General features: G+C 30.9%; 22 protein-coding genes. 5 read left to right on the top strand and 17 right to left on the bottom strand.

Features of this window, described 5'->3' with window-relative positions; genetic code table 11:
- Positions 1-21: 21 nt before the first annotated feature.
- Positions 22-276, bottom strand: coding sequence for a hypothetical protein (locus tag K324_RS15965; RefSeq protein ID WP_026747997.1), 255 nt, complete (start codon positions 274-276; stop codon positions 22-24).
- Positions 277-278: 2 nt separating this feature from the next.
- Complete coding sequence (locus K324_RS0103825) at positions 279-608, bottom strand: hypothetical protein (protein ID WP_026747998.1); 330 nt, start codon at positions 606-608, stop codon at positions 279-281.
- A 146-nt stretch (positions 609-754) separates the two neighbouring features.
- On the opposite strand from K324_RS0103825, the gene K324_RS14235 reads away from it, so the two are divergent.
- Together K324_RS14235 and K324_RS0103840 are read left to right on the top strand one after the other, a co-directional pair.
- A complete protein-coding gene (locus K324_RS14235; protein WP_232051214.1) occupies positions 755-1,414 on the top strand; it encodes a threonine aldolase family protein in 660 nt (219 codons plus the stop codon).
- Positions 1,415-1,757: 343 nt separating this feature from the next.
- On the top strand, positions 1,758-2,288 hold the full coding sequence (locus K324_RS0103840; protein ID WP_026747999.1) for an OmpA family protein: 531 nt from the start codon (positions 1,758-1,760) through the stop codon (positions 2,286-2,288).
- Positions 2,289-2,337: 49 nt separating this feature from the next.
- Here the strand turns inward: K324_RS0103840 and K324_RS0103845 are convergent, their stop codons facing one another.
- From K324_RS0103845 to K324_RS0103915, 15 genes are all read right to left on the bottom strand, one after another.
- Positions 2,338-3,096, bottom strand: coding sequence for a copper homeostasis protein CutC (locus K324_RS0103845; RefSeq protein WP_026748000.1), 759 nt, complete (start codon positions 3,094-3,096; stop codon positions 2,338-2,340).
- 108 nt (positions 3,097-3,204) lie between these two features.
- Positions 3,205-6,891 (bottom strand): LPS-assembly protein LptD, encoded by a 3,687-nt coding sequence (locus K324_RS0103850; RefSeq protein ID WP_026748001.1) that lies wholly within the window; start codon positions 6,889-6,891, stop codon positions 3,205-3,207.
- A 102-nt stretch (positions 6,892-6,993) separates the two neighbouring features.
- Positions 6,994-7,656 carry a potassium channel family protein gene (locus K324_RS0103855; RefSeq protein WP_006805673.1) on the bottom strand — a complete coding sequence of 221 codons (663 nt, stop codon included), beginning with the start codon at positions 7,654-7,656 and terminating at the stop codon, positions 6,994-6,996.
- 14 nt (positions 7,657-7,670) lie between these two features.
- Positions 7,671-9,008 carry a TrkH family potassium uptake protein gene (locus tag K324_RS0103860; protein WP_026748002.1) on the bottom strand — a complete coding sequence of 446 codons (1,338 nt, stop codon included), beginning with the start codon at positions 9,006-9,008 and terminating at the stop codon, positions 7,671-7,673.
- A gap of 44 nt (positions 9,009-9,052) precedes the next feature.
- A complete protein-coding gene (locus K324_RS0103865; RefSeq protein WP_026748003.1) occupies positions 9,053-9,535 on the bottom strand; it encodes a MarR family winged helix-turn-helix transcriptional regulator in 483 nt (160 codons plus the stop codon).
- Between the two features lie 29 nt (positions 9,536-9,564).
- On the bottom strand, positions 9,565-10,767 hold the full coding sequence (locus K324_RS0103870; RefSeq protein ID WP_026748004.1) for an AI-2E family transporter: 1,203 nt from the start codon (positions 10,765-10,767) through the stop codon (positions 9,565-9,567).
- Positions 10,768-10,806: 39 nt separating this feature from the next.
- The gene (gene der, locus K324_RS0103875) at positions 10,807-12,132 is read right to left on the bottom strand and encodes a ribosome biogenesis GTPase Der (protein ID WP_026748005.1); all 1,326 of its coding nucleotides are present in this window, start codon (positions 12,130-12,132) and stop codon (positions 10,807-10,809) included.
- A gap of 355 nt (positions 12,133-12,487) precedes the next feature.
- Positions 12,488-12,865 (bottom strand): DUF1304 domain-containing protein, encoded by a 378-nt coding sequence (locus K324_RS0103880; RefSeq protein ID WP_026748006.1) that lies wholly within the window; start codon positions 12,863-12,865, stop codon positions 12,488-12,490.
- Positions 12,866-12,904: 39 nt separating this feature from the next.
- Entirely contained in the window at positions 12,905-13,678 is a 774-nt protein-coding gene (map, locus tag K324_RS0103885; RefSeq protein ID WP_026748007.1) for a type I methionyl aminopeptidase, read from the bottom strand.
- A 213-nt stretch (positions 13,679-13,891) separates the two neighbouring features.
- Positions 13,892-14,521 (bottom strand): adenylate kinase, encoded by a 630-nt coding sequence (locus K324_RS0103890; protein WP_026748008.1) that lies wholly within the window; start codon positions 14,519-14,521, stop codon positions 13,892-13,894.
- Positions 14,522-14,863: 342 nt separating this feature from the next.
- Positions 14,864-15,793 (bottom strand): transketolase family protein, encoded by a 930-nt coding sequence (locus tag K324_RS0103895; protein WP_026748009.1) that lies wholly within the window; start codon positions 15,791-15,793, stop codon positions 14,864-14,866.
- A gap of 178 nt (positions 15,794-15,971) precedes the next feature.
- Positions 15,972-16,790 (bottom strand): transketolase, encoded by an 819-nt coding sequence (locus K324_RS0103900; RefSeq protein ID WP_026748010.1) that lies wholly within the window; start codon positions 16,788-16,790, stop codon positions 15,972-15,974.
- 46 nt (positions 16,791-16,836) lie between these two features.
- Positions 16,837-18,165: an MFS transporter gene (locus tag K324_RS0103905; RefSeq protein ID WP_026748011.1), complete on the bottom strand. Its 1,329-nt coding sequence runs from the start codon at positions 18,163-18,165 to the stop codon at positions 16,837-16,839.
- Between the two features lie 98 nt (positions 18,166-18,263).
- Positions 18,264-19,217 carry an alpha/beta hydrolase gene (locus tag K324_RS0103910; RefSeq protein ID WP_026748012.1) on the bottom strand — a complete coding sequence of 318 codons (954 nt, stop codon included), beginning with the start codon at positions 19,215-19,217 and terminating at the stop codon, positions 18,264-18,266.
- Between the two features lie 187 nt (positions 19,218-19,404).
- A complete protein-coding gene (locus K324_RS0103915; protein ID WP_026748013.1) occupies positions 19,405-20,886 on the bottom strand; it encodes a nucleotidyltransferase family protein in 1,482 nt (493 codons plus the stop codon).
- Positions 20,887-21,053: 167 nt separating this feature from the next.
- On the opposite strand from K324_RS0103915, the gene K324_RS0103920 reads away from it, so the two are divergent.
- The 3 genes from K324_RS0103920 to K324_RS0103930 are packed head-to-tail and all read left to right on the top strand — an operon-like array spanning position 21,054 to position 24,975.
- On the top strand, positions 21,054-22,508 hold the full coding sequence (locus tag K324_RS0103920) for a sucrose-specific PTS transporter subunit IIBC (RefSeq protein WP_026748014.1): 1,455 nt from the start codon (positions 21,054-21,056) through the stop codon (positions 22,506-22,508).
- Complete coding sequence (locus K324_RS0103925) at positions 22,495-23,964, top strand: glycoside hydrolase family 32 protein (RefSeq protein ID WP_026748015.1); 1,470 nt, start codon at positions 22,495-22,497, stop codon at positions 23,962-23,964. Before K324_RS0103920 ends, K324_RS0103925 begins: the two co-directional genes overlap by 14 nt.
- Before the next feature lie 18 nt (positions 23,965-23,982).
- A complete protein-coding gene (locus tag K324_RS0103930) occupies positions 23,983-24,975 on the top strand; it encodes a LacI family DNA-binding transcriptional regulator (RefSeq protein ID WP_026748016.1) in 993 nt (330 codons plus the stop codon).
- Positions 24,976-25,029 lie beyond the last annotated feature (54 nt).

Below are 25,029 nucleotides of genomic sequence, written 5' to 3' on the forward strand. Positions count from 1 at the left end.
ATAATATCAAAATAAAACCAATTAAAATTTTATATCTATAAATATAAATTTTTCGTAACCATTTATATCTGGTATATCCTTTTTTGTCGTTTTAGCTATTTTGTTTATTAAAATTATACTTTGGATAATTTCATCAGCTATTGGAATATTATCTGGCAGTATAAAATTTATTCTCATTAGCAGTATAAAATTTATTCTCATTAATAGTAATTGAAACCAAAGTGGAGAAAAAAATTGTATAATAAAAACTATTAAATATATTAAAACTATTAACATCTTCAATTCTTCTCCTGTTTATTTGTTATATATTCTTCTAGAAATTCCTCTAAATCTTTCCCTAAAATATACGTTGAATTTTTCTGAAATTCATATAAATTTATATATTCTTCTACTTTACTGTAATATTCTTGATCTGTATAAAAGTATTTAATATATTTTAGATATAATTCATTTGCTTTAGCAAATATAGATTCTGGTGTTTCATCATAATAGTTATCATAATTATATTTAAAATCATCATAAAATACATTTCTATTTTTTGTATCATCATAATTTTTTCCTATAAAATTTGAAAGTTTTCTATTAAAGTCTTTTAATTGATACATCATTTTTTTATCTTCATTTGTAAAATTTGATTCCCATTTTCGAAATAATGGATGATATAAGTCTTTTCCGTTAATGTTATAATTTTGTCCATAATTTCCCCAATATATATCATCCTCATTAAAATTTTCAAAGGACTAATTTTGAAAATTTGACAGGATATGGAGCTGATAAATACTGTGAAAGTGCGAAAGTAAAAATCAGGAAAGCTTGTGAATCGGAAAATGCAGATGTTTATTTTTTAGTTGGTGGAACACAGACTAACGCACTTGTGATAAATTCGATGCTGCAGTCTTATGAAGGTGTAATTGCGGCTGAAACGGGGCATATTAGTGTGCATGAAGCTGGAGCAATTGAACTTACAGGGCATAAAGTTTTGACTTTGTCACATCATAATGGAAAAATCGATGTTAATGAAGTGAAGGGATATTTACAGACATTTTATGCGGATAAAAATCACGAACATATGGTTTTTCCTGGAATGGTTTATATTTCACACCCAACAGAATATGGCACTTTGTATACAAAAAATGAATTAACAGAAATTTCAGAAATTTGTAAAAAATATAAGATTCCGTTATTTTTGGATGGAGCAAGGCTGGCATACGGGCTTATGGCAAAGGATACGGATGTTATACTTCCAGATATTGCACGGCTTTGTGATGTTTTTTATTTTGGAGGAACAAAAGTTGGAGCATTGCTTGGAGAAGCAGTTGTTTTTACCAAAAATAACACACCAAAGAATTTTGTAACAAGAATAAACAGCATAGGTATTGTTTGCAAAGGGAAGACTGCTTGGACTGCAGTTTGACACACATATAATCCGTACAAGAAATTGGGAAATATGAATAGAACTGGCTAAAAAATTAAAAAAGGTACTGCACAAAAAAAATTACAGATTTTATATTGAATCTTTGCTAAAAAATAATCAAAATAATTATAAATAAAAAATTAGGAAAAATTCTGATAAAACAGTTTATTTCACATTTTTCTTTATTAATTTTATTATTTTACTTCAAGAACGTTTAAAATTTATTTATAAAATTTTAAAAAACACTATGAAAATTAAAAAAAATATGTTACAATTAATAAAGGAAAGTATAATTCAAATATAATGGTAAAAAAAATAAATAAAAAAGGAAAGAGGTTAAAATATGGAGAAAAAATCGAAAATTACAGCAATGTTATCTGTATTATTAGTTTCTGCTCCGACTACAGCTAAAAAAATTACAACATCAAATTTACGTGATAACGCAATGAGAACGACTGCAGTCGAAGTTGATGGAACAGAGATAGAACAATTAGACATCGCTAAGGAAGAGAAAAATACTAATAATACTGATATTATAGTATTGGATGCAAATAAATTAAAATTTGACTTTAACAGTGCTACAATAAAGGAAGAGTACACTCCGATATTAGAAAAATTAAAAAACTATATAGAAGCTAAAAATGAAAAAATCTCAATTATTGGGTATACTGATTCTAAAGGTACTAAAGAATACAATAAGGAATTATCTTTACGAAGAGCAGAAAGTCTGGAAGAAAAACTGATAGAATTAGGACTTTCGCCTGAAAAAATTATTGAAACAAAAGGAAATGGAGATAATAGCCCAATCGCTTCAAATGACACAGAAGAAGGAAGAGCAATAAATAGACGTATTGAGGTTCAATTTATTCGGTAATAAAATAAAATTAGAAAGCCAGATATATTAAATTTGGCTTTTTTGTTATCTATAAATTTCGTAAATAATCAGTCATTTCCTTCACTAACTTTTCATCTGTTTCCAGAATTTCAAACTCATTAAACTCTTTTAGTCCCATATTTACATCTTGTTTTTTGTATTCCATTTTACTTTGCTTTATTGTTTTGGCAGAAAAGTGAAAATTGGTTGCCCCTGTAGAATTTGCTATTTCACCAATATTTTCCATATTTAATCCTGCCCCGACAAGTATTTCAGTTTTACTTTTGTTATTTTTATTTGAAAGTCCAACTAATTCCTTCAATAATTTTTTACCTTTTAAACAATTTTGTGCTTGCCCAGATGTTAATATATTCTGAATTCCCAGTTCATGTAACTGATAAAATGCCTCTATCGGATTTTTACACACATCAAAGGCCCTATGAAATGTTATTGGCGTTCCGTGAGCTTCATCTATAAATTTTTTCATATTATATAAATCAATTTCTCCATTTTTAGTCAAAATTCCTACAACTATGCCATCTGCTCCCAATTCTTTAAACATTTTTATTTCATTTCTTATAATATTTACCTCATAATCTGAATACAAAAAATCTCCAAATCGGGGACGTATTAATATGTTTATTGGTATATTCACATTTTTCCTTACTTCTTCAAATAGACTTTTTGTAGGTGTAGTTCCTCCAATTATTAAGTTACTGCAAAGCTCCAGCCTTGTAGCTCCACCTCTTTGGGCATTTATTGCTGATTCCACGCTATCTACACATATTTCAAGAGTATATTTTCTCATTTTTCTCATCTCCTATGATAATTTGATTTTAGAATATTTGAATACGAAAAAACATTAGAAAATATCAGTTTCCTAATATCCCTAATGCTAATTTCATTATTATATATTTTATAATCCTGCTCCAAATTCAAATCCTTTTCCAGAATATTTAAACTGTGCATTTTTTTCCGGGAATGGTGTTACTCCGAATTTTAATGAAACTACTGGATAATAACCTAACTTTTTTTTGTTTGGCTTATCCCATTTCATTCCTGCTCCAATTTCCCATTCCACATTTTCAAATCTATGAGTCAAAGTTGCCATTCCTAAAGTTAGTTTATTAACTTTTCTTGCATACCATGAACTTTCATAAATTTCTGGATCAGAGGATTTTGGTGCTCCATTTTGTACATACTGGATTTTACCTCCAATCCACCATGGCTTATCAGGATCATTTGAAAACATGTATTTTCCTTCAAATTCGTGTTTCCTAAAGTCATACGTACTGTTACGTGTGGCATTTTTTCTATAGATTCTATCAGGGCGTTCCATTATAAAAGCATATCTGACAAACATCTTTTCCAAATATCCGGCTTCAACCTTGAAGGTTAAATCATTAATTCTGGCAAATCCTTTCATTCCACTTGGATTAGCTGCATCAGAGCCATCTAGTTGCATATCCATTCCAATTTGGAAGTATTTTTTATGACTTCTTAAATTTTGAAGTTTTGCATTAAAGTCATTTAGACTGAATTTATTTTGACGATAATTTTCTTCTTCCACATAACTCTTATATGCCTCTTCTTCCTCACTGCTCAAAAATAATCTATCGTCACTATTTACCAGAATTTTATCAATTGAAGATTTATTGGCATTATTGATAGAAAATTCCTGAGTGTTTGAATTTCTTACCATGCTTGTATTTTTTATTTGATTTTCAGTTATATCAATTTCAGTTTCTCGAGCCTTCTCTTTTTCTTTTTTATCTAAATCAGCTGCGTATCTAGGTTTGGAATTATTTTCATATTTATATAAAAATCCTATTGTTGTATAGTCGTTTCCACGGATATATCTGTCATCTGAAGTAACAATCGGAGTGTTATTCAGATCCCTGTATATCTTTTTACCAAATCCAAAATTTATTCTGAAATAGTGATCTGATTCAAATTTTTTATTTTTCATTTTTGATGTATCGTAAACAAATCCTAGTTTATGATAGTTAGTTTTTAACTTTAAGGCAGGTAATCCGAAAGTTGCCACATTTCCATAAATATCATTTGTCTTATTTATTGAATTAGTGTATTCAAATCCCCACTCATTAAAGTTCACTCCGAAAGTTCTTTCCTTTAAAGATTCCTTATAAATTTTCTGATTCCATCCAAGACTTGTATTATATGGGAATAACTGCTTATTCTTTTCATTGAATCTGTATAAGAAGTTATCTCCGGCGTCAGACAGGTAACCATATTGAATTTCCCTATTAAAATCCCTTTCAGATTTGAAATTTTCAAATTCATATTGCTCATTATTAGAAAAATCAAAACTTACAAATCTTTTATTGGCAATGTCAGCCTTGAAATAGTTTCTAATGTATCTGTTTTTTAACCAGTCATCTTGAAAATGTCTGTCATCTCTCATAGTTAAATTGTAGTTGAACGTTATATTTCCAATTTGATACCTGAAGTCATCCCTAAGCCCCAGTGCATTTGTTGGAATTTCTACAATGTCAAAGCCGTTATACATTGCACTTCCCGCTGTTGTCTTCTGGAAAGTGACAGTTGCATCATTTGTAACTTTTACATCATATTTATTATTTTTTTTCGATGTGTTGTCGAAAAATGTCGTGAATAATCTTGTATCAAGGGTGAAAATTCTCATTGATGGACTTTGCCGTATTATTTCTCCGCTTGCGTCCCTTGCCACCTTGTAGCCTGTTTCTGAAGACAAGTCTTCCACTTTTCTTCCATTTCTAAATTCAGGCACTCCTAAACTACTGTAATCACGATTTTCAAAAGCCAGGTTATACCCAATAAATGAATTTTTTATAGGGATATCAATTCTGTCATTTCCTATGTTAAATCTTTGTGATCTATATTTTTCATAAATAATCTTTTTAGGACGACGAATTATTTCATTATCTTGAAATACTTTATAAATTCGACTTTCATCAGCAGTTGCTGAATTTAAAAATAATGAATTGTAATTTTCATTATCTCTTGTGTAATCATATTCGTATTCTTTTTTTTGTACATCAACTTGCTTTACCTGTGCACCGAAATAAAGAGTATTTGTTAAATTTTGATATGCAGTTTTAGGCTTATATCCAAAGAAATCACTTTCTCTGAACGGATAATAATTTCCAAAAGTCAGTCCCAATTCTTTTCTCTTATCATATGCTACGTTCTGTACCCAGTGAATTGTCTTGTCATCGCCACGATCACGCATTCCAAACAGTTCTCCATATTCATCCTTGTCAGAATTCAAATAATCAAACTTTATTTTCGGGCCTCTAAAATCAATTCCATAACTTCTTTTTTTCCTGTAGGAATTCAAGTCTCCGACATATCCTGGATTAATATCACGAAAATCTTCGTTATCAACTGTTATTGCAACATTTGTATTTCCATTTGTATATTTTATACTTTTGTATAAGTCAACATCGGTTCTACGTGGATCTAAATCATCATCTTCTACAATTTTATCATTTATTTCAGTCAAGGCTTTAAGAGCATGCTTATCTTGCGTCCAGTAATATTTTGCATTAAATTCGCCATTTTGCCCAAGTTCCTGATTAATATTAAAATCCCAGAATCCAATATGGCTATATTTGTCCACAAAATCTGTATAGTCATCCTTTAATTCGTTTCCATTGATGGCATACATTAGATTTGTTGTAATGTTTTGATAATTCAGGTTCCAGATTCCATAGCCGGCATCATAAAACTTTCTATCTTCTTTAGCTTTTTTAGGAGTATTTGTAACTTTGTGATTCCATTTGAAATCCCATTCTTTCCTATGGTTTCCAATTGGAACGACAACTCTGTTTACAAATATATTTCCTGAATTATTTCCCCAGAAGGAATAATCATTTGAAAATTTTAATGCCAGTTTTTTCTTTGTGCTCAGCTCAAAATCCACGAATCCCTGTGCAAGAGGCCCTAAATCATAGTCAAACCCCGTAATTCCAAAGAGTCCCCTGTCGCTGTCCATCCCAATGTATGGAAAGAGCGTTGCCCTCTGTGATGCAGGTTTTAGTGAAGTTACGTAATATGGTAATTTAAACCAGGTTTTCCCACCTGCAAAAAGTCCTATGTTTCTTGCAATGGCTTTTCTGTTTGGATAAATTTCCAGCTCGTCTGCATTTATTTTATAGCTTGGATTTTCATAGGGACTGGTTGTAAACCATCCATTTTTTATAAAAATTAATTTATTTCCTTCAGCCAGTGTTTCCTCTCCACCATAACGCAGTTTCACATTAGCATCATAACTTTCTGAATTAAATATCTTTGCTAATTTTGTATCCATGTCAAAAATAAGGTTATCAGCTTTTATAATTTGAGAACCTTGAATAAATTCAACATTTCCAGAGCCTGAAAGGATGTTTTTGTTGGCAATTTTTCTTAATTTGTCTGCATTTATTGTAAAATCGCCATATTTTACAGTAACATTACCTTCAGTATTTATTTCTTCTGTTTCCAGATTGATTGTAGATTTTTCTGTTTCCAGTTCTATAACTTGTCCAGCAGCATTCATCTTGCCAAAAAGTATAATATAAAACAGTAAAATAAACAATACTTTGTATCTAATTCTTTTCATTTTTTCAACCTTTTATTTTATTAGAGTTTTGCTAAATTATACCATACTTTTATACTTATAACAATTTATTTTATATTTGAAAGGCTTTAATTAAGTTTTTTACTACAAAACGTATTTTTTCCCAAATAACATCATTTTTTCTATATTTGCGATAACTAATAGTACATTATTTTCTCTTATTATAGTATTTGGAAGTGGCATAATATTTAGTTCTTTTTCATCTTTTATCCCGATAATATTCATTTCATATTTATTTCTCAAATTTAATTCTATAAGATTTTTTCCATCAAAATCCTTTGGTGCTTTTATTTCAAACACTCTATATTTTTCTGAAAATTTAAAATGTTCCGTTATATTGGGCCTTATTACCCCAAGTGCTGTTTCCTTGGCCATCGTTTCTTCTGGATAAACAACGGAAGTTGCACCAATCTTTTTTAAAATTTTCCCCTGTAATTCATTTTTTGCCTTACAAATGATAGTTTTTATTCCCATTTCCTTTAAAATTACCGTAACAAATACACTGGACTGAGTATTGTCTCCAATGCAGACAAAAGCAGTGTCAAAGTCATCATTTATTACTTTCCTGATTGAATTTTCGTCTGTCACATCCAATGTAATTGCATCACTTGCGATTTCATCATCAATTACCTTTTGTACACGATCCTCCCTTTGATCTATTGCCAGTACCATTTTACCATTTTCATATAATGTCTGAGTTACACTTCTACCAAATGTTCCAAGCCCAATTACTAAATATCCTGCCATTTTTCACCTCTTCCTTATCCTATCAAAATGTCTTCCTTTGGATAAACATATCTTCCTTTTGGATTTTTCATTCTGGACAAGGCCAATGTTATTGTTAGTGGCCCAACTCGTCCAACAAACATCGTAATCATAATTAACAGTTTAGAAATGCTCGATAATTGCGGCGTTAAATCCCGTGATAATCCCACCGTTCCAAAAGCAGATACCAGTTCAAATCCTAATTCTATAACTCTTATATCCTCCAGCCAAATTAATAAAAATAATACTACAGCAACATACATAATTGATATAAAAACAATAACCATAGCTTTATTATATATTTTCCAGCTGATTCTTCTCTTGTTGTATTCCAGATGTTCCTTATTTTTTATAGTTGTAACTATCCCAAAAAGTATCAATCCGGCTGTAGTAGTTTTTATTCCACCACCTGTTGAGCCAGGTGAGGCTCCGATAAACATTAATACTACAAACAGAAAAACTGTAGGTTCCCGCAGTTCAGCTATGGAAATTGTATTAAATCCAGCCGTTCTTGTTGTTACACTTTGAAAAAAGGCGGCTCCTATCTTTTCAAAAAATGGCAATGTTCCTAATGTTTTATTGTTTGAATATTCTAGGATAAATGTTATAATTGTCCCAAATATTATTAGAAAAATTGACATTTTTATAGCTATTCTTGTAGTAGTAGTAAGCCTTTTATCTTTTTTTAGAAAATATTGATAAATATTAAGAATTGCTGCAAAACCTATTCCGCCTAAAAAAATTAAGACAGGAATTACAGTGTTTATTATTATACTGTTTTTAAAATCACTTAAATTATTTGAAAATAATGCAAACCCGGCATTACAAAATGCGGAAATAGAATGAAATATAGCATAATAAGCCGCTGTCTTATAATCAAATATTTTTATAAATTTTAAAAATAATATTGCAGCCCCGATAATTTCTATTATAAAAACCGTAGTCAAAACTTTTTTTACAAATTTTTGTATTTCAAATGTTGTATTTGTGTTTATATCTTCCTGTATCAATTTTTTAGTAAAATATCCAACTTTTTTTGAAATCATTGTTACAACTATTGTTGAGAATGTGATAATTCCAATTCCACCAAGCTGAATTAATACCATAATAACTGTTTTTCCAAATAAATTATAGACTTTGCTCACATCATTTACTGTAAGTCCCGTTACACAAACAGCCGACGTTGCCGTAAACATACCCTCAAGTAAATTTGTCCTTTGTCCATTTTCTATTGCAATTGGCAAAGAAAGCAAAAAGCCGCCTATTAATATAATTATTACGAATGATACTAAAATTACGGTGTAAGGGGAAATTTCTTTTTGTTTTCCTAACATCAGAATCTCCTAACTTTCTGTTTATATAAAATTATTTTTAATTTTTAAATGATCCAAAAGTCAAAATCTTCACAAATCTGATCATATTGCTTATCTTTCCCTATTATGTCTGCAAACTCTTTAAAATCTTTACTTGTTTTTCTCAAATATTCATCATTTCCCACAACTTCTTCAATTTTTTCTGAAATTCCGTGCCATGCCTTGTAAATATCAGGTATAATTTTCAACCCTTCCTCAGTTATTTTTGTAAAGGAATTTTTTCCAGCTTTTTCCCTTTTTACATATCCTTTTGAAATTAATTTATCAACAAATCTTGTAACAGTTGAAGGAGCTATTGCCAGTGTTTCTGATATTTGGTTTACTGTAAGCCCCTTTTCCTCTTCCTTCAATATAATCATAAGAAAACCGTGTGTTGGATAAATATCCATTTTTTCAAATGATTCTTCTGCTATTTTATTAACCATTCTAAACATTTTTGAAATTGTAAAGTACATACATTTTTGAATTTCCATTTTTCCTTTATTCATATTTTTCACTTCCTTACTTTTTTCATTTGTTATTTATTTTTTATCATATATTTTTCCCAGCAAAATAGCCACGTAAGTTTAATAATAATGTACGCAGGAATAGCGACAAAGGCACCTCCAATCCCAAATAACGCCCCTCCAACGAGAACTGCCAGAAGAGTCGTAATCGGGTGCATTTCTACAGATTTTCCTGTAAGCCATGGTTTTACAATATTTGCTTCTATTGTCTGTACAATGGTAATTAGAACTACTATTAAAATCACGAGCTTAAACGACTTTGTAAAGGCATACAGTATCGCTGGAATCAGTCCAATAAAGGGCCCTATAAACGGAATCACATTTCCAAATCCTACAATCACTGAAAAAAGCAGACTGTAATCCATTTTCAAAAAATAAAAAATTACAAACGATACAACTCCAACTATCATACTGTCCAGAGCTGTTACAAGAATATATTTTCCAATAGTTTCATCCATATGCTTTATAAGGACAATCAAGTCCTCCCTGTCCATATTCCGCAAAATCCGTTTAACTCCATTTTCAATGTTGTCATAACTGAAAATCAGCATTATTGTAAAAATAGGTGTCATAAACAATAAACTGAATGTACTGCTTATTAATGAAAAACTTGAACCTAGCACTTTTATTACATTTTTTACAATTATGTCTTTAGAGCTGATTATGGAACTTCTTAAATCAATGTTGTTGCTTTCAAGGAAACCAAAAAAGTTATTTTGCAGCTTTTCCTGATTTTTTAGTAAAAAGTCAATAAGGCTCGACACTTGCTTTGTAAAAATAGGCACAATTGTCAAGACTATATAAAGAAAAATCACAAAAAATACCGATAGTACAAGCAAAATTGCAAATGTACGATTTAACTGAAATCTTTTTTTCTTATTTTTATGTAAAATTTCATTAAATAACTCTAGTTTTTTTCTTCGTTCTGAATTACTTATGTTCATTTTTTCCACTTTTTCCAGTTCATCAAGTTTACTGCTTTTTATAAAGCTGCTATTTCTGTCCTTCTCACTTATCATATCTATAAAAGGCATAAGACAATACACAATTATAAATGACAGAATAAACGGGAAAATAGTGCTTGTAACAAGCCTTATAGGTTTTGCAAAGTTGTCATAAACCCTAAAAAACAACAAAATTGTCAAAAGCATCAGTACTGCTACAATTAAAATATTTCTTAATTTTAACAGTTTTTCCTCATCATAAAATTTCATTTGATAAATCTCCCTTTTTATATCTATCCCTTTTCTGCTCTATCCAAAGAACTTGTCACTTTTCTTATTAAACACAATGTCAATTGGACATCCTTCAAATCCAAAATATTCCCTTAATTTATTCTCGATATATCTCTGGTAAGAAAAATGTATTAATTCTGGATTGTTGGCAAAAAATACGAATTTTGGCGGTGCCTGACTTACCTGTGTTGCATAATTTATTTTTACTGCCCGCCCTTTTCTTGTAGGCACTGGATTCTGTGCTATCATTTCTGCCAAAATCTGATTCAATAGTCCAGTTGCTATCTTTTTATGATATTCCTCATTGATAAATTTAGCCTGTTCCAGTATATTTAGCGTTCTTTTCCCAGTTAATGCCGAAATTGTAACAATTGGAGCATAGTCCAGAAATGCCAAGTCCGCCTTTACTAAAGCTGTAAATTCCTTTACGCTGTTGTTATTCTTTTCAATTAAATCCCATTTGTTCACCGCAATAATAATCGGCTTTCTTTCCTCATAAATCATTCCTGCAATTCTCTTATCCTGATCTGTCAAAAGTTCTGTCGCATCTAGCATCAGTACACATACATCTGCTCTTTTTATCGCCTTTATTGCCCGCAGTACACTGTAATACTCGACATCGTCATCCACTTTTGATTTTCTACGGATTCCCGCTGTATCAATTAATGTATAAGTTTCCCCGTTATATTTCAGGCTAGAATCAATTGTATCTCTCGTTGTCCCCGCAATATCACTTACGATTGAACGCTCTTCATTCAGAAGTTTATTTACAAGCGAAGATTTCCCTGCATTTGGCCTTCCAAGAATTGCAATGTTAAGTCCATTTTCAATTTGTTTTATTTTCTTGTCCTCGAATTTATTAATTACCGCATCCAGCAAATCCCCCAGATTTGTCTTATGTTCCCCGGAGATTCCAATAACTTCTTCAAATCCCAGTCCATAAAACTCAAAAATATTTTCCTGATCACGTACATAATTGTCAATCTTGTTTACAGCCACAACAACCTTCTTATCCTGTCTTCTAAGAACTGTTGCCACATCCTCGTCAAGTCCGGTAATTCCAGCTTTTCCATCCACCAGAAATATAATTACATCCGCCTCGTCAATTGCAACCTGTGCCTGCTGCTTAATTTTCCCCATCATAAAGTCCTCGGTTCGTGGCTCAAGCCCACCAGTATCCACCAGGATGAACTCTTTTCCGCTCCACTCCATCTCACGATAAAGTCTGTCTCTTGTAACTCCTGGCTCATCCTTCACGATAGACAGCCTGTCCCCCACCAGCTTATTAAATAACGTTGATTTTCCTACATTAGGCCTACCAACAATCGCTACTGTATGTTTCATATCTTCCTCCATTTTTCTATTTATTTTTTCCCTTTAAATTATCAATCCAATTTTTTTACAATTTACAAAAAATCCCTGAAACCAAATTTTCACTTAATTTTTCTAACTTTCATCATTTCTATTTTGAAAAATTTCAAATAATTTCAAAAGAATTTGAATATACAATATATTTTATCATATTTTTTGTATTTTTATTAGTCTTTTTTAATGATATTACAGAAAAAGTGCAAATAAAATAAAGACTAGAGCATTATCTCCAGTCTTTTTAAATAAATATTTTTTAAATTTTATATACATAAAAACACCCAAACTCAAATTTTCCAGTTCAGGTGTCTCTTTAAAAATCTAATCAAAATTATGAAACTATTAATGGCAACAATACTGTAATAATAGCCATTAAAGCAGGTATTCCCTGCAATAAAAATATTTTTTTAGAAACTGTGACAGAACCGTAAATAGCTGCACAGATAATACAAATCAGGAAGAAAACTGCAATTTGAAATTGAAATTCTCCGCTTTCGATTAAACTCCACACTAATCCTGTGGCAAGGAAGCTATTGTATAATCCTTGATTTGCCATCATTTTTTTTACACGTTCATCCTTTAAGAATTTTGAATCCAGTCCAAAATTTCTTTGTACAGTTTCACTTTCATTGAAATACATTTCAAGAATTAATATATAATAATGCTCGATTGCCACGAATAATATTAATATGAATGCCAGTATACTCAATATAATTCTCTCCCTTCTTTATATTTTTTTATTTCAAGATTAATCTCTTACACTTAGGATAACAGGCTTTCCATCAATAATGGCAAGGCTATGTTCATATTGTGCTGAACGTTTTCCATCTTTAGTAACCGCAGTCCACATATCAGATAAGATTTTAACTTTATAAGTTCCGACATTTACCATCGGCTCAACCGTGATTACCATTCCATCTTCGATTTTAGCCCCTGTTCCAGCTTTTCCATAATTTGGAATAATTGGATCTTCGTGCATTTCCTTTCCTACTCCGTGTCCTGCAAAATCTCTTACAAGCGAGAATCCAAAACTTTCCACATATTCTTGGATAGCGTGTCCAATATCTCCAATTCTGTTTCCGGCATGTGCCGCCTCAATTCCAATATCTCTTGCCTTTTTAGTAACTTCCATCAATTTTTTAGAAGTTTCATCAATTTCCCCCACAGCATAAGTGATTGCAGCATCACCAAAATAGCCGTCAAGCACTGTAACTGTATCGACTGTCAAAATATCCCCTTCTTTTAGTATTTGCTTTTTACTTGGAATGCCGTGTACTACGACTTCATTTACAGAAATACAGGTTGCAGCTGGGTAAGGAGGATACGGACGTCCTACATCGTAACCTTTTGTACCAGGGATGGCACCTTGGCTTCTAATGTAATCTTCTGCGATTTGATCCAATTCGTGTGTACTTACTCCCACTTTTACATATTTTGGCAATACATCTTCAAAAAGTCTTGCGATTATTTCATTAGCTTTTTTAATTTTTTTTATTTCATCCAACGTTTTATAAATTATCATTTTTTATACTTCTTCTTTCTAAATTTCTTATTTTTTATTTTTTAATAGATATATTTGATAGCTCAATACTTTTTTACAAAAGAGCTTGTACCTTTGCAAATAAAAGTTATTTAATTATAGAATAAGTTTAGCAATATTACTTTAAGATTGAATTCAAATTCTAAATTTGTTTTATTTTACCAACTCAATTTTAGGTAATTTTGAAAATATTTACTATTTTTCTAAAATATCAATTATATCTTTTGTAATTTCTTCCAGTTTTTTTGCCCCATCTACGCTGTAAACCTTATTTTGCTTTTTGTAAAAATCCAATACTGGTGCTGTCTGCTCGTTATAAACTGCCAGTCTTTTTTTCACTGTTTCTTCATTATCGTCTGCCCTTTGTTCCAAATCTTCTGGATTTTCATCTACTGGCGGATTGTATTTTATGTGATAAATTTTACCAGTTTTTTTAGACACTCTTCTTCCTGTGATTCTTTCAATAATTTCTTCATCACTTACTTCAAGTGCAACAACTTTTTCAATTTTTCTGTTTGATTTTGCCAAAATTTTGTCAAGTTCTTCGGCTTGAGCCACAGTTCTTGGAAATCCATCCAGAATAAATCCTTTTTTACAGTCATCTTCCTGCAATCTTGCTTCCACTAATCCATTTACGATGTCATCTGAAACCAATTTTCCTTCATCCATCAATTTTTTTGCTTCCAGTCCTAACGGAGTCTTATTTGCAATTGCAGCTCTCAAAATATCCCCTGTTGAAATTTGAGGAATTTCATATTTTTGAATTAATTCCTTTGCCTGAGTTCCTTTCCCTGCTCCCGGTGCTCCAAATAACACTATATTCATAATTATTTATCCGATATTTAAAATTAAATATCGCTCCTTTCCAAATTTATTTTTTCATATCTAATTTTAACATTTTAATAACTATTTTTCAAACTTCTTTTTCAAATTTTTTATAAACAAAAAAACTGAATTTAATCCAGTTTTTTTTGCTAAAGAATCTTAGCTAATTTTAGTTAGAGTGGGTAATAAACCCATATATATTTTACCACATTTATAAATTTTATCAATACCTTTTTGAAATTTTTTATTTTTTTCGTAAAAATCGTGGTGTATGAAAAAGCCATATTTATTCTCGTTATTCTGAAAATTAGTATGGCTTTTCTATCATTGCCTGCTTATTTATTATTTTAAATTATTTAAAACAATCTCCACAATATCCTTCGCTCTAAGCCCATAATTTGTAAGCATAGTTTCCCCATCCGCACTTTGCCCAAAAATATCCTGTATTCCATGTTTTATCACTTTTGTCGGATGAACTTCTGATAAGTATTCTGAAACTGCACTTCCAAGTCCACCAATCACAGAATGTTCCTCACTTGTTACAATAAATTTACACTCTTTTGCAGCTTTTAGAACTGTTTCCATATCTAACGGTTTTATTGTGGAAACATTGACTACTCTCGCTTTTATACCTTTTTCTTCTAGTAATTTAGAAGCCTCAAGTGCTTCTGAAACCATAAGTCCTGTCGCTAAAATTGCTACATCATTCCCTTCTGTCAAAGTTGCAGCTTTTCCTATTTCAAATTTATAATTTTCATCAAATAATACTGGAATATTAAGTCTTCCAAGTCTTACGTAAACAGGCCCCTTATAATCTGCCACAGCAAAAATCATTTTTTCTGTTTCAACCGCATCTGCTGGTGATAAAACCACCATTCCTGGAATTGCACGCATTAAAGCCATATCTTCGACAGATTGGTGTGAACCTCCATCCTCTCCTAACGAAACTCCTGCGTGAGTCGGACAAATCTTAACATTCAATTGTGGATATGCCACCGAATTTCTAATCTGATCAAAGGCACGCCCTGCCGCAAAATGTGCAAATGTTGAAGCAAACGGTATTTTGCCAGTCGTTGCGATCCCTGCTGCAGTTGCAATCATATCAGCTTCCGCAATTCCCACATTTATATGTCTTTCTGGAAATTCTTTTTTAAAATATGCAGTCATTGTCGATTTTGACAAGTCCGCTTCCAGAACTACCACATCTTTATTTACTTTTCCCAATTTGACTAACGCTTCTCCATAAGCCACTCTAGTTGATTTTTTTTCCATTCTCATATTCTCCTATTTTTTATTTCATTATTTTTAAAAACTTTCTAATACTATTCCACAAGCCAGGGTTAGTGCGTAGCACTTTCGCCATTCTCTTTAATATTCCATTAGTTAAATATGTTAAAATAACTATTATTGCGAAATGAAGGGAAATGGCGATTGATTTCCCTTGCTATTATTAACTCAATTCTTCCATTGCCTTCTTGTATTCTTCATCATTTGGAGCAGCCCCGTGGAATCCAGCGTTATTTTCCATAAACGAAACTCCTTTTCCTTTTACAGTGTTTGCAACTATTACTGTCGGCTGTCCTTTCACAGTTTTTGCTGTGTCAAGAGCATTTATGATTTCTTCATAATTATGTCCGTCAATCTCTATTACATTCCATTTGAATGCCTTGAATTTTTCCCCAACTGGAGCGACATCCATTACATCCGAAACTTTTCCATCAATCTGCAAGTTATTATAATCAACTATTGCAACTAAATTATCAAGTTTGTAATGTGCAGCCGTCATAACCGCTTCCCAGACTTGTCCTTCCTGCAATTCTCCATCTCCTAAGATTGTATAGACTCTGAAATCATTATTGTAAATTTTTGCACTCAAAGCCATTCCATTTGCTGCTGAAAGTCCTTGCCCAAGTGAACCTGTTGACATTTCAACTCCAGCCAGCTTTTTCATATCAGGATGCCCCTGAAGCGGAGAATGCCATTTTCTAAGTGTTGGAATAAGATTCTTCCCTTCATCTCCTAAAAATCCTTTTTCTATCAAAGCCGCATACAGTGCAGGAGCAGCATGCCCTTTACTAAGCACTAATCTATCTCTATTTTCCATTTTTGGATTTTTTGGATCAACATTCATTTCCTTCCAGTAAAGCACAGCCAGAATATCAGCAATTGAAAGCGAACCCCCTGGATGTCCTGATTTTGCCCTGTAAATCATTTCAATAATGTCTTTTCTCAATGTTTTTGCTTTTTTTTGCAAATCTTTTATTTCCATAAAAACCTCCATTTTTTTATTTATAAATATTAATAATTAACTAAAATTAATCCTCTTTTTTCAAATTATAGAAAAACAGCGAAACGCCAAACAGCACTAACGCCACGACAAGTGTCACTTTCACTCCGATTTCAGTTGCACCTTTCACGCCATTCTGAACATTCTGATTCCCCACAACAAGTAAAGTTGACTGAACAACTTGCTGCACTAGAAATGCCAATTTTAAAAACATTCCCTGTATTCCAAACATAAAGCCTTCCAAACTTACTTTTTTTGTTTCTGACAGTTTCGCAGAAATTTCACTAAGCATTGCTTGCGGGAAAATAAATGCTGCACCACTTAATCCTGTTCCACAAATTACAAAAAGTAAATATGCAAAAATTGAATTATTTTTATTAATGAACAGCAGTCCAAAGGTACCAATTATTAAAAGCAGCATATCCACAATCAATATTTTCTTATACGAATATTTTTTCCCAAACTTGTTTGTAATTGGAAAGAATAGTCCCGCCATTCCAAACAGCACAACTGATATTACAGTCAGATATTTAATATCCTTCTGCATTACAGCGCTCAAATAATATGTCAAATCTCCACGAAGTATGTTAAATCCGCAAAAGAAAAAGAAATATCCTAAAAAATATAAAATAATTTCCTTATCCTTCAAATGTGAAATTGATTTCATAAATCCTAACGATTCTGTTTTCGGACGATTCTGTGTAAGCTGCTTCTCCTTTAGAAAAAATATACACGCATAAATTCCCAGAACTGATAATATTGTAATCAAAATTACTGTTTTACGTATTCCAACTTCTGTATTCAGCACTCCATTTACCATTCCCAATTTTGAAATCAAAACACCTGGCAGAACCATCGCAACCCCAGTAAATATAAGCCTAAAAGTTGACTGCATTGTAGACAGGTTAAGCCTTTCTTCCTTATTTGAAGCCAAATCTGGAATTAGAGCGTTATACGGTGCTGCAACTAAAGTATATGCCGTAAAATACAGTCCTCCAACGATTGATAAATAAATGAGCGTTGCCATCTGCGAACTTTTAATCGGATAAAAATACATAATCGTAAGAAGCCCAAGTGGCAATCCTCCAACTAGCATAAATATTGATCTTTTTCCAAAACGTGATTTCGAATTGTCAGATAAAAATCCTACAACAGGATCTGATACTGCGTCAATAATCCTCGCAAAAATAAATGCTAGAACTAAATACTGCGGCTTTAACAGCGGAACTAAATTTTTCTCCGTTTCAGGTGGCAAATAATAATATGACAACCATTGATTATAAATCTGGTCAATCATAAAATATGAAACCCCAAGCCCGTAAATTATGTAACTTTTTTTCGTTAATCTTGAACTCATTAAATTTTCTACCTTTCTGTTTTTTATATTGCTTAAAACCAAACTCAAAAGTTATAACTCATCTCTTCAAACTTTATATTTATTCAGTTTTTATCACTTTAATTTGTTAAAAACTCTTTTACTGCCTCAGCATATTCATCTTTACATTCAGGATCAGCATAAATTCTTGTGTGTGAACCTTTTTCAAAAACTTTTAGCTTGATATTTTCATTCTGTGCAAGTTCGTTATACTCTTCCATAAGCATTCCGTAAGTTGTAGCCTTATCATTTTTAGACTGAATTATCAATGTAGGTATTCTTTTTAGCAAATACGATAATCTCAGTTTATCAAGATGGCTTCCAACTCTTAAATTAAAAATTCTTACAATAACACTTACAATAAATTTTGGAACACGGCGTTTTCTTGCATCTTCCTTAATTCTCTTTCTTATATTTGAAATTGAGCTGTCCAGTATAAGCTTATCAATGATTATCCCTTTTTTTCGGAGCGTTTTTACATACATTTTAGACGCAATGGCAGATCCTATTCCTCCTTGCGAAAACCCGTACAGCGTAAAATTATTCTTCCCAAACTTTTCATTCAGCATTTCCATCGTATGAAAAATATCTTGCCCAAAACAGTATCCCATCTTAGTTCTGGCTATGTCAGACTTCCCAGAATTTCTCAAATCTGGAATAAAAAAACTATACTCCTTGTCAATCCCAATATCCTTAAACATTCCTAGATATTGTAACGACGACAATCTATTCACACCACGTCCATGTGAGATAATCATAGTTTTGGTAGCTTCCTTGTTCTCGATAAGCCATCCATAAAGCTGGATTTTTCCTGACTTATATTCAACTTCCTTAAAATTATACCCGTAATCATAAGGATTTGCCTTGTTATCCTCAATATTATATTTTTGTCTTAATTTTTTGCTGTTGTATACTTCCTCAAATGTAATTCTCGGATATTTCTCAATCTGATTAATAAAATACCGTATCGACATATACGCTATCACAAAGAAAAATATCATAAACAGCACATTAATTATTATTAACAATCCCATTTCTATAATCCCTTCCTATTCTTTTTATTTTTTATTTATAAAATTCATTAATATAATATTTTTAAACTTTCATTTTTGTCTTATTTCTGACAAGCTGTATTTACTCTTCGCTGTATAAAAACTGTTGTTATTCACTTTTATAACTTTTCACTTTTCCAATTTCTTATATTTTATTTATTAAAATAATTCAATCCAAACAAACTATGGGATTTAATTTCTCTTTTTTCCCTAAAATTAATTCCTTTACCAAAAATCCATTTTTCTCAACTTTTATTTTTTCCAAAAGATTTTCTTGAATTTCTGAATTTTCATTATTTTTATCAGAATTTCCAAATTTTTCAATATCCTTCCAATTTACAAAAATATTCTTTTTATGAAAATTATTTTCCACATTAAAACTCTCAATTTTATTATTTTCACGAATTTCTTTCAAATACTCCTGCCCCTTTTTATTAAAGCCCAAAACTCTGACATAATTTATTTCAAAGTCCATCATTTCAGCCTTTATATTCAGCAAAATATTCAAAATAATCCGCTCAACCCGTTTATTTGATAAATTTCTGGATTTTGTATTTTTCAAGAATTCCAAATAATTTTGTGAAATCGACATTGTCCTAAATATTCTAGCATAAATTTCTTCAGTTATATCATATATTTCCATTATTTTTTCTTTTTTTTCTGTCAAAATCTTATATTTCACAATTTTAAAGATTTCTTCCTTTATTTTATTCCCACTAATTCCGTTATTTCCCTTCCATTCCAAATTTTTAAAAATAATCTCAAATGATTTTTCTGGTACAAATTTCTGAATTTCTTCTAGTTTCCAAAAGATTTTTTCTTCTGCTTTTACATTTTTCAAACTTTCTAAACTTATTTTTTCTCCAATGCTTTGCTTTTTCTCAAAATTATAATTTTTTTTAGCAATTTCTTTTGAATTTTCTACTCCTCTATTTTTTAAAAAACTACATTTTTTTTCAGCAATAGAATTTTTTATTTTTTCAAAATCAAATTTTTCCTTAGAAAATTTATTCAAAATCTTCTCCAATTCATTTCTCAAAAACGAAGCACTAGCAAACTCTTCCCTATCCTCAGAAACTTTCTCTTCATTATATTCTGAAATTTCTCTTTTTATAATATACGGTTTTATTTTAAGATTGCTATTTTCTATCTCACGCATATATTCTAGAGCCAAAATATTATTTGACTTCACAATTTCATCTAGATTATATTCCTTTAATGCCAGTCTTTGAGAAGTGCTGTAACTGTTGCCTTTTTTCATATATTCCATAAGCTTGTCCTTATAATCCTGCCTTTTCTGCAGTTCAAGCACCTTTTGCAAAACCTCAATATTTTCCTCTTCCGCTCCAAAAACCTGAATATCTATACCCAAATAATCCAAAATTTTTGTTGCCATCCTTGAAAAAATTTCCGCATTCTGAATTGAATAATAAAGTGGCAACTCCACAACTAAGTCAACTCCGCATCCTAAGCTAACATGTGTTTTCTCCCACTTATCCAAAAACGAAATTTCTCCCCGCTGAACAAAATCTCCGCTTATCACTACCACAATCAAGACATCTTCACCAAATATCTCTTTAATTTCCCTGATTTGATACAAATGTCCATTGTGAAATGGATTATATTCAGCTACAATTCCTATTTTCAACAATTTTCTCTCCTAAAAACTTTTCTTACGTTATATATATTATACCATATAATAATCTGATTTTTGTAAAAATGTATTGACTTTTTAAAAAAATATGCTATACTATAAAAAATGAAACGTTTCATTTTTTGTGAAATGAAAGTTAAAATAAATTTTTAGGAGGATTTGCTATGGCGGATAAGAATTATGAAAAAACTGCAAAAGAAATATTAGATGCGATTGGTGGAAAAGAAAATGTTGTAAGCGGTGCACATTGTGCGACAAGACTTAGACTTGTATTGAAAGATGATTCAAAAATAAGTAAGGATAAACTTGATAATATTGAACTGGTAAAAGGTTCTTTTAATAATGCGGGACAATTTCAGATAATACTTGGAACTGGAATTGTAAACGAAGTATTTAAATTTTTTAGTCAAGCTGCTGAATTATCTGAAGTTGGAAAAGAAGAACTTAAAGAAATTGCGGCTAAAAAAGGGAATGTATTTCAACGTATGTTAAAATCCCTTGCTGATGTATTTGTTCCGATTTTGCCAGCTCTAGTTGCTTCAGGGCTATTAATGGGAATCAATAACGTATTGACTTCTAAAGGACTTTTTGTTGCTGGAAAAACATTGATAGAAGTATTTCCTCAATTTACAGATTTAGCAAATATGATTAATTTGTTTTCAAATGCAGCTTTTGTTTTCTTACCTGTATTAATAGGATTTCATGCAGCTAAAAATTTTGGTGGTACACCTGTATTAGGTGCTATAATAGGAGCTATAATGATTCACCCTGATTTGTTAAATGGTTATGGCTATGGTGAAGCTCTTGCAAAACATACAATTCCTTATTGGAATATTTTTGGATTAAATATTGCACAAGTTGGATATCAGGGAACAGTTTTACCGATAATAGCTTCTTCGTTTATTTTAGCAAAAATTGAAACTTTCACAAGAAAATATGTTCCAGCAATACTTGATATGATAATAACTCCTTTAGTGTCAGTTCTTTTAACTTCATTTATCACTTTTACTGTAATTGGACCAATTATGAGAGTAATCGGGGATGGAATGACTAATGGAGTATTATGGCTGTTTTTTGACTTAGGTCCTCTTGGAGGTGCAATTTACGGAGTAGTCTATCCATTGCTTGTAATAACAGGAATGCATCACAGTATGGCTGCTGCTGAAATGCAGATACTTGCTAATATTTCAAAACTTGGAGGTTCACCTACATTTGCAGTTGTATCAGCTTCCAATGTTGCACAAGGTGCTGCCGCTCTAGCCTGTTTCTTCTTTATGAAAAAAGATAAAAAAATCCAAAGTGTTGCTTCAGCTGCTGGAATATCTGCACTTCTCGGTATTACAGAGCCTGCTGTATTTGGGGTAAATTTAAATCTTAAATTTCCATTTTTATCAGCATTAATCGGTTCAGCTGTAGGCTCAGGATATGCAGTATGGATGAAAGTTCTTTCAGTTTCTCAAGGTCCTGCCGGAATTCCCGGAGTAATCGTTATGCGTCCTCAGTCAATGATACAATTTTTAGTATCAATTACAATTTCATTTGTTGTAACATTTATTGTAACCTATTTATTCGTAAAAATTTTTAATGGAAAAGGAGGAAAAAACAATGGAGTGGCCTAGAGAAAAAAGATACCAACGGTTAGAAAATTTCCCAAAAGAAAAATATGATAAATTAAAAGAAAAAGTAAAAAATTCACCATACAGACAAAAATTTCATATCCAGCCCAATACTGGATTATTAAATGATCCAAATGGATTTAGTTATTTCAATGGAAAATATCATATATTTTATCAATGGTTTCCATTAGGTCCAGTACATGGTGTCAAATACTGGTATCATCTTTCGTCAACAGATTTAGTGACATTTACAGATGAAGGAATTGCAATGAAACCAGATACTATTTATGATAGCCATGGTGTTTTTTCTGGTACAGGGCTTCCATTGAAATATAAACTGTTTTTATTCTACACAGGAAATACAAGAGATGAGAACTGGATCAGAAATCCTTATCAATGTATTGCAACAATGGATAAGGAAGGAAAAATCACAAAAAATGATAAACCATTTATAAATAAAGTTCCAGATGGATATACAGACAACTTCAGGGATCCAAAAGTTTTTATAAAAAATGGAAAATATTATTGCTTAGTAGGAGCTGAAACAGATGACAATAAGGGAGCTATAGTTTATTACAGTTCAAATGATTTGAAGGAATGGGAGTTTCGTGGAAATTTAAAGACTGATTTCAGTGAAAATAGTGGATTTATGTGGGAATGTCCTGATTATTTTGAATTTGAAGATAAAGCTGTTTTAATGTTTTCTCCACAAGGAATGGAAGCTGAAGGAGAAAAATATAATAATATTTTTCAGTCAGGATATTTAATTGGAGAAAAAATTGATTTTGAAAAAGGTGAATTTAAACATCAGAAATTTAAAGAATTTGACAGAGGATTTGAATTTTATGCTCCTCAAACGATGGAAGATAATAAAGGCAGAAGAATATTAATTGGCTGGTTTGGTCTTCCGGGAACTGACAGTGTAACTGATAAATATGACTGGGCTCACTGTCTGACAATTCCTAGAGTACTTGAACTGAAAAATAATATTTTATATCAGAAACCTTTGCCAGAACTTGTTAAACTTAGAAAATCAGAAGAAAAATTCTCTTTTAAACTGAATAATAATTCTGTCAATTTAAAAAATGAAAAAAGAACTTATGAGCTGGATGTAAATTTTGAAAATATAAAAGCTGAGAAAGTTGGAATAAAATTTAGAGTTGGAAATAACGAAGAAACTATCTTTTTCTATGATTTAAAAAATAATGAACTTGTATTTGATAGAACTCATTCCGATGAATTAACAGAAAATTTTGAAGGCGGAGACATCAGAAAATGTAAATTTAAAGAAAAAAAACTAAAATTACATTTATTCTTAGATGAATCCTCTACTGAAATTTTTGTAAACGATGGGCTTGAAGTTTTTAGTTCAAGATTATATAATAGAATAGAAAATAATGAAATTTCATTTTTTACAGACGGAGAAACCGAAATCAAAGGTAAATTATGGGAAATTTAGTGATTTAGAGGTGAAAAAATGCCTACTATGAAAGATGTAGCAAAATTAGCAAAAGTTTCTGTTGGAAGTGTATCAAAATATTTCAATGGTATTGCTTTAAAGGAGAAAACTAAACTTGCAATTGAAAAAGCAGTAAAGGAATTAAATTATGAACCAAACATATATGCAAAAGGACTGAAAATTAACAGAACTAATACTGTTGTTATTATAATTCCAAGTATCTGGAATCCCTTTTTTAGTGAACTGACTTTTCATATTGAAAAAGAACTACGAAAACATGAAATAAAACTGATTTTATATAATTCTGAAAATAACATTGAAAAAGAAATCCAGTTCATAACAATGTCAAGGCAGAACAAAGTAGATGGAATAATAGCAGTGACATATAGTAATATAGACGAATATATATCGGAAAGTCTTCCATTTGTAAGTATAGACAGATTTTTTTCACATAAAACTAATTTCGTAAGCAGTGATAATTATTCAGGTGGAAGATTAGCTACAGAAATGTTAATAAAACATGGGAGTAAAAATTTAGCCTATATTGGTCATGGCTCAAAATATTCAAATGACACTATTTCAAGATTAAACGGTTTCAAGGACTATTGCAGTGAACATAATATTTTCAATCAAATATGCTACAATACTGGAACAAGAGAAGAATTTGAAATGGAAGTAGATAATTTTATAAAAAAATTTATTATAACCCAAAAAATTGATGGTATTTTTTCTTCAACAGATGCACATGCTTTCTACATTTTAGAAAAACTGGAAGATTTAAATATTTCTGTACCTGAAGATGTCCAAATAATAGGCTTTGATGGGGCAAAGTCTTCAAAAAGAGAAAAAAATTATTTATCTACAATTAGACAGGACATTGAAGAAATTGCTGTACAATCTGTTAAAATACTAATTGATACAATAGAAAATAAAGGAAATATTGAAAATAAAACAAATGTAAAAATTCCTGTAACATTTTTATCTGGGAAAACAACTAAACCTATATTATAATTTCTACGTTTAATTTTAAATTTTACTATAAATCCAAAAACTAAAGGAGAACAC

The sequence above is a fragment of the Leptotrichia trevisanii DSM 22070 genome (assembly GCF_000482505.1).
Classification (GTDB): domain Bacteria; phylum Fusobacteriota; class Fusobacteriia; order Fusobacteriales; family Leptotrichiaceae; genus Leptotrichia; species Leptotrichia trevisanii.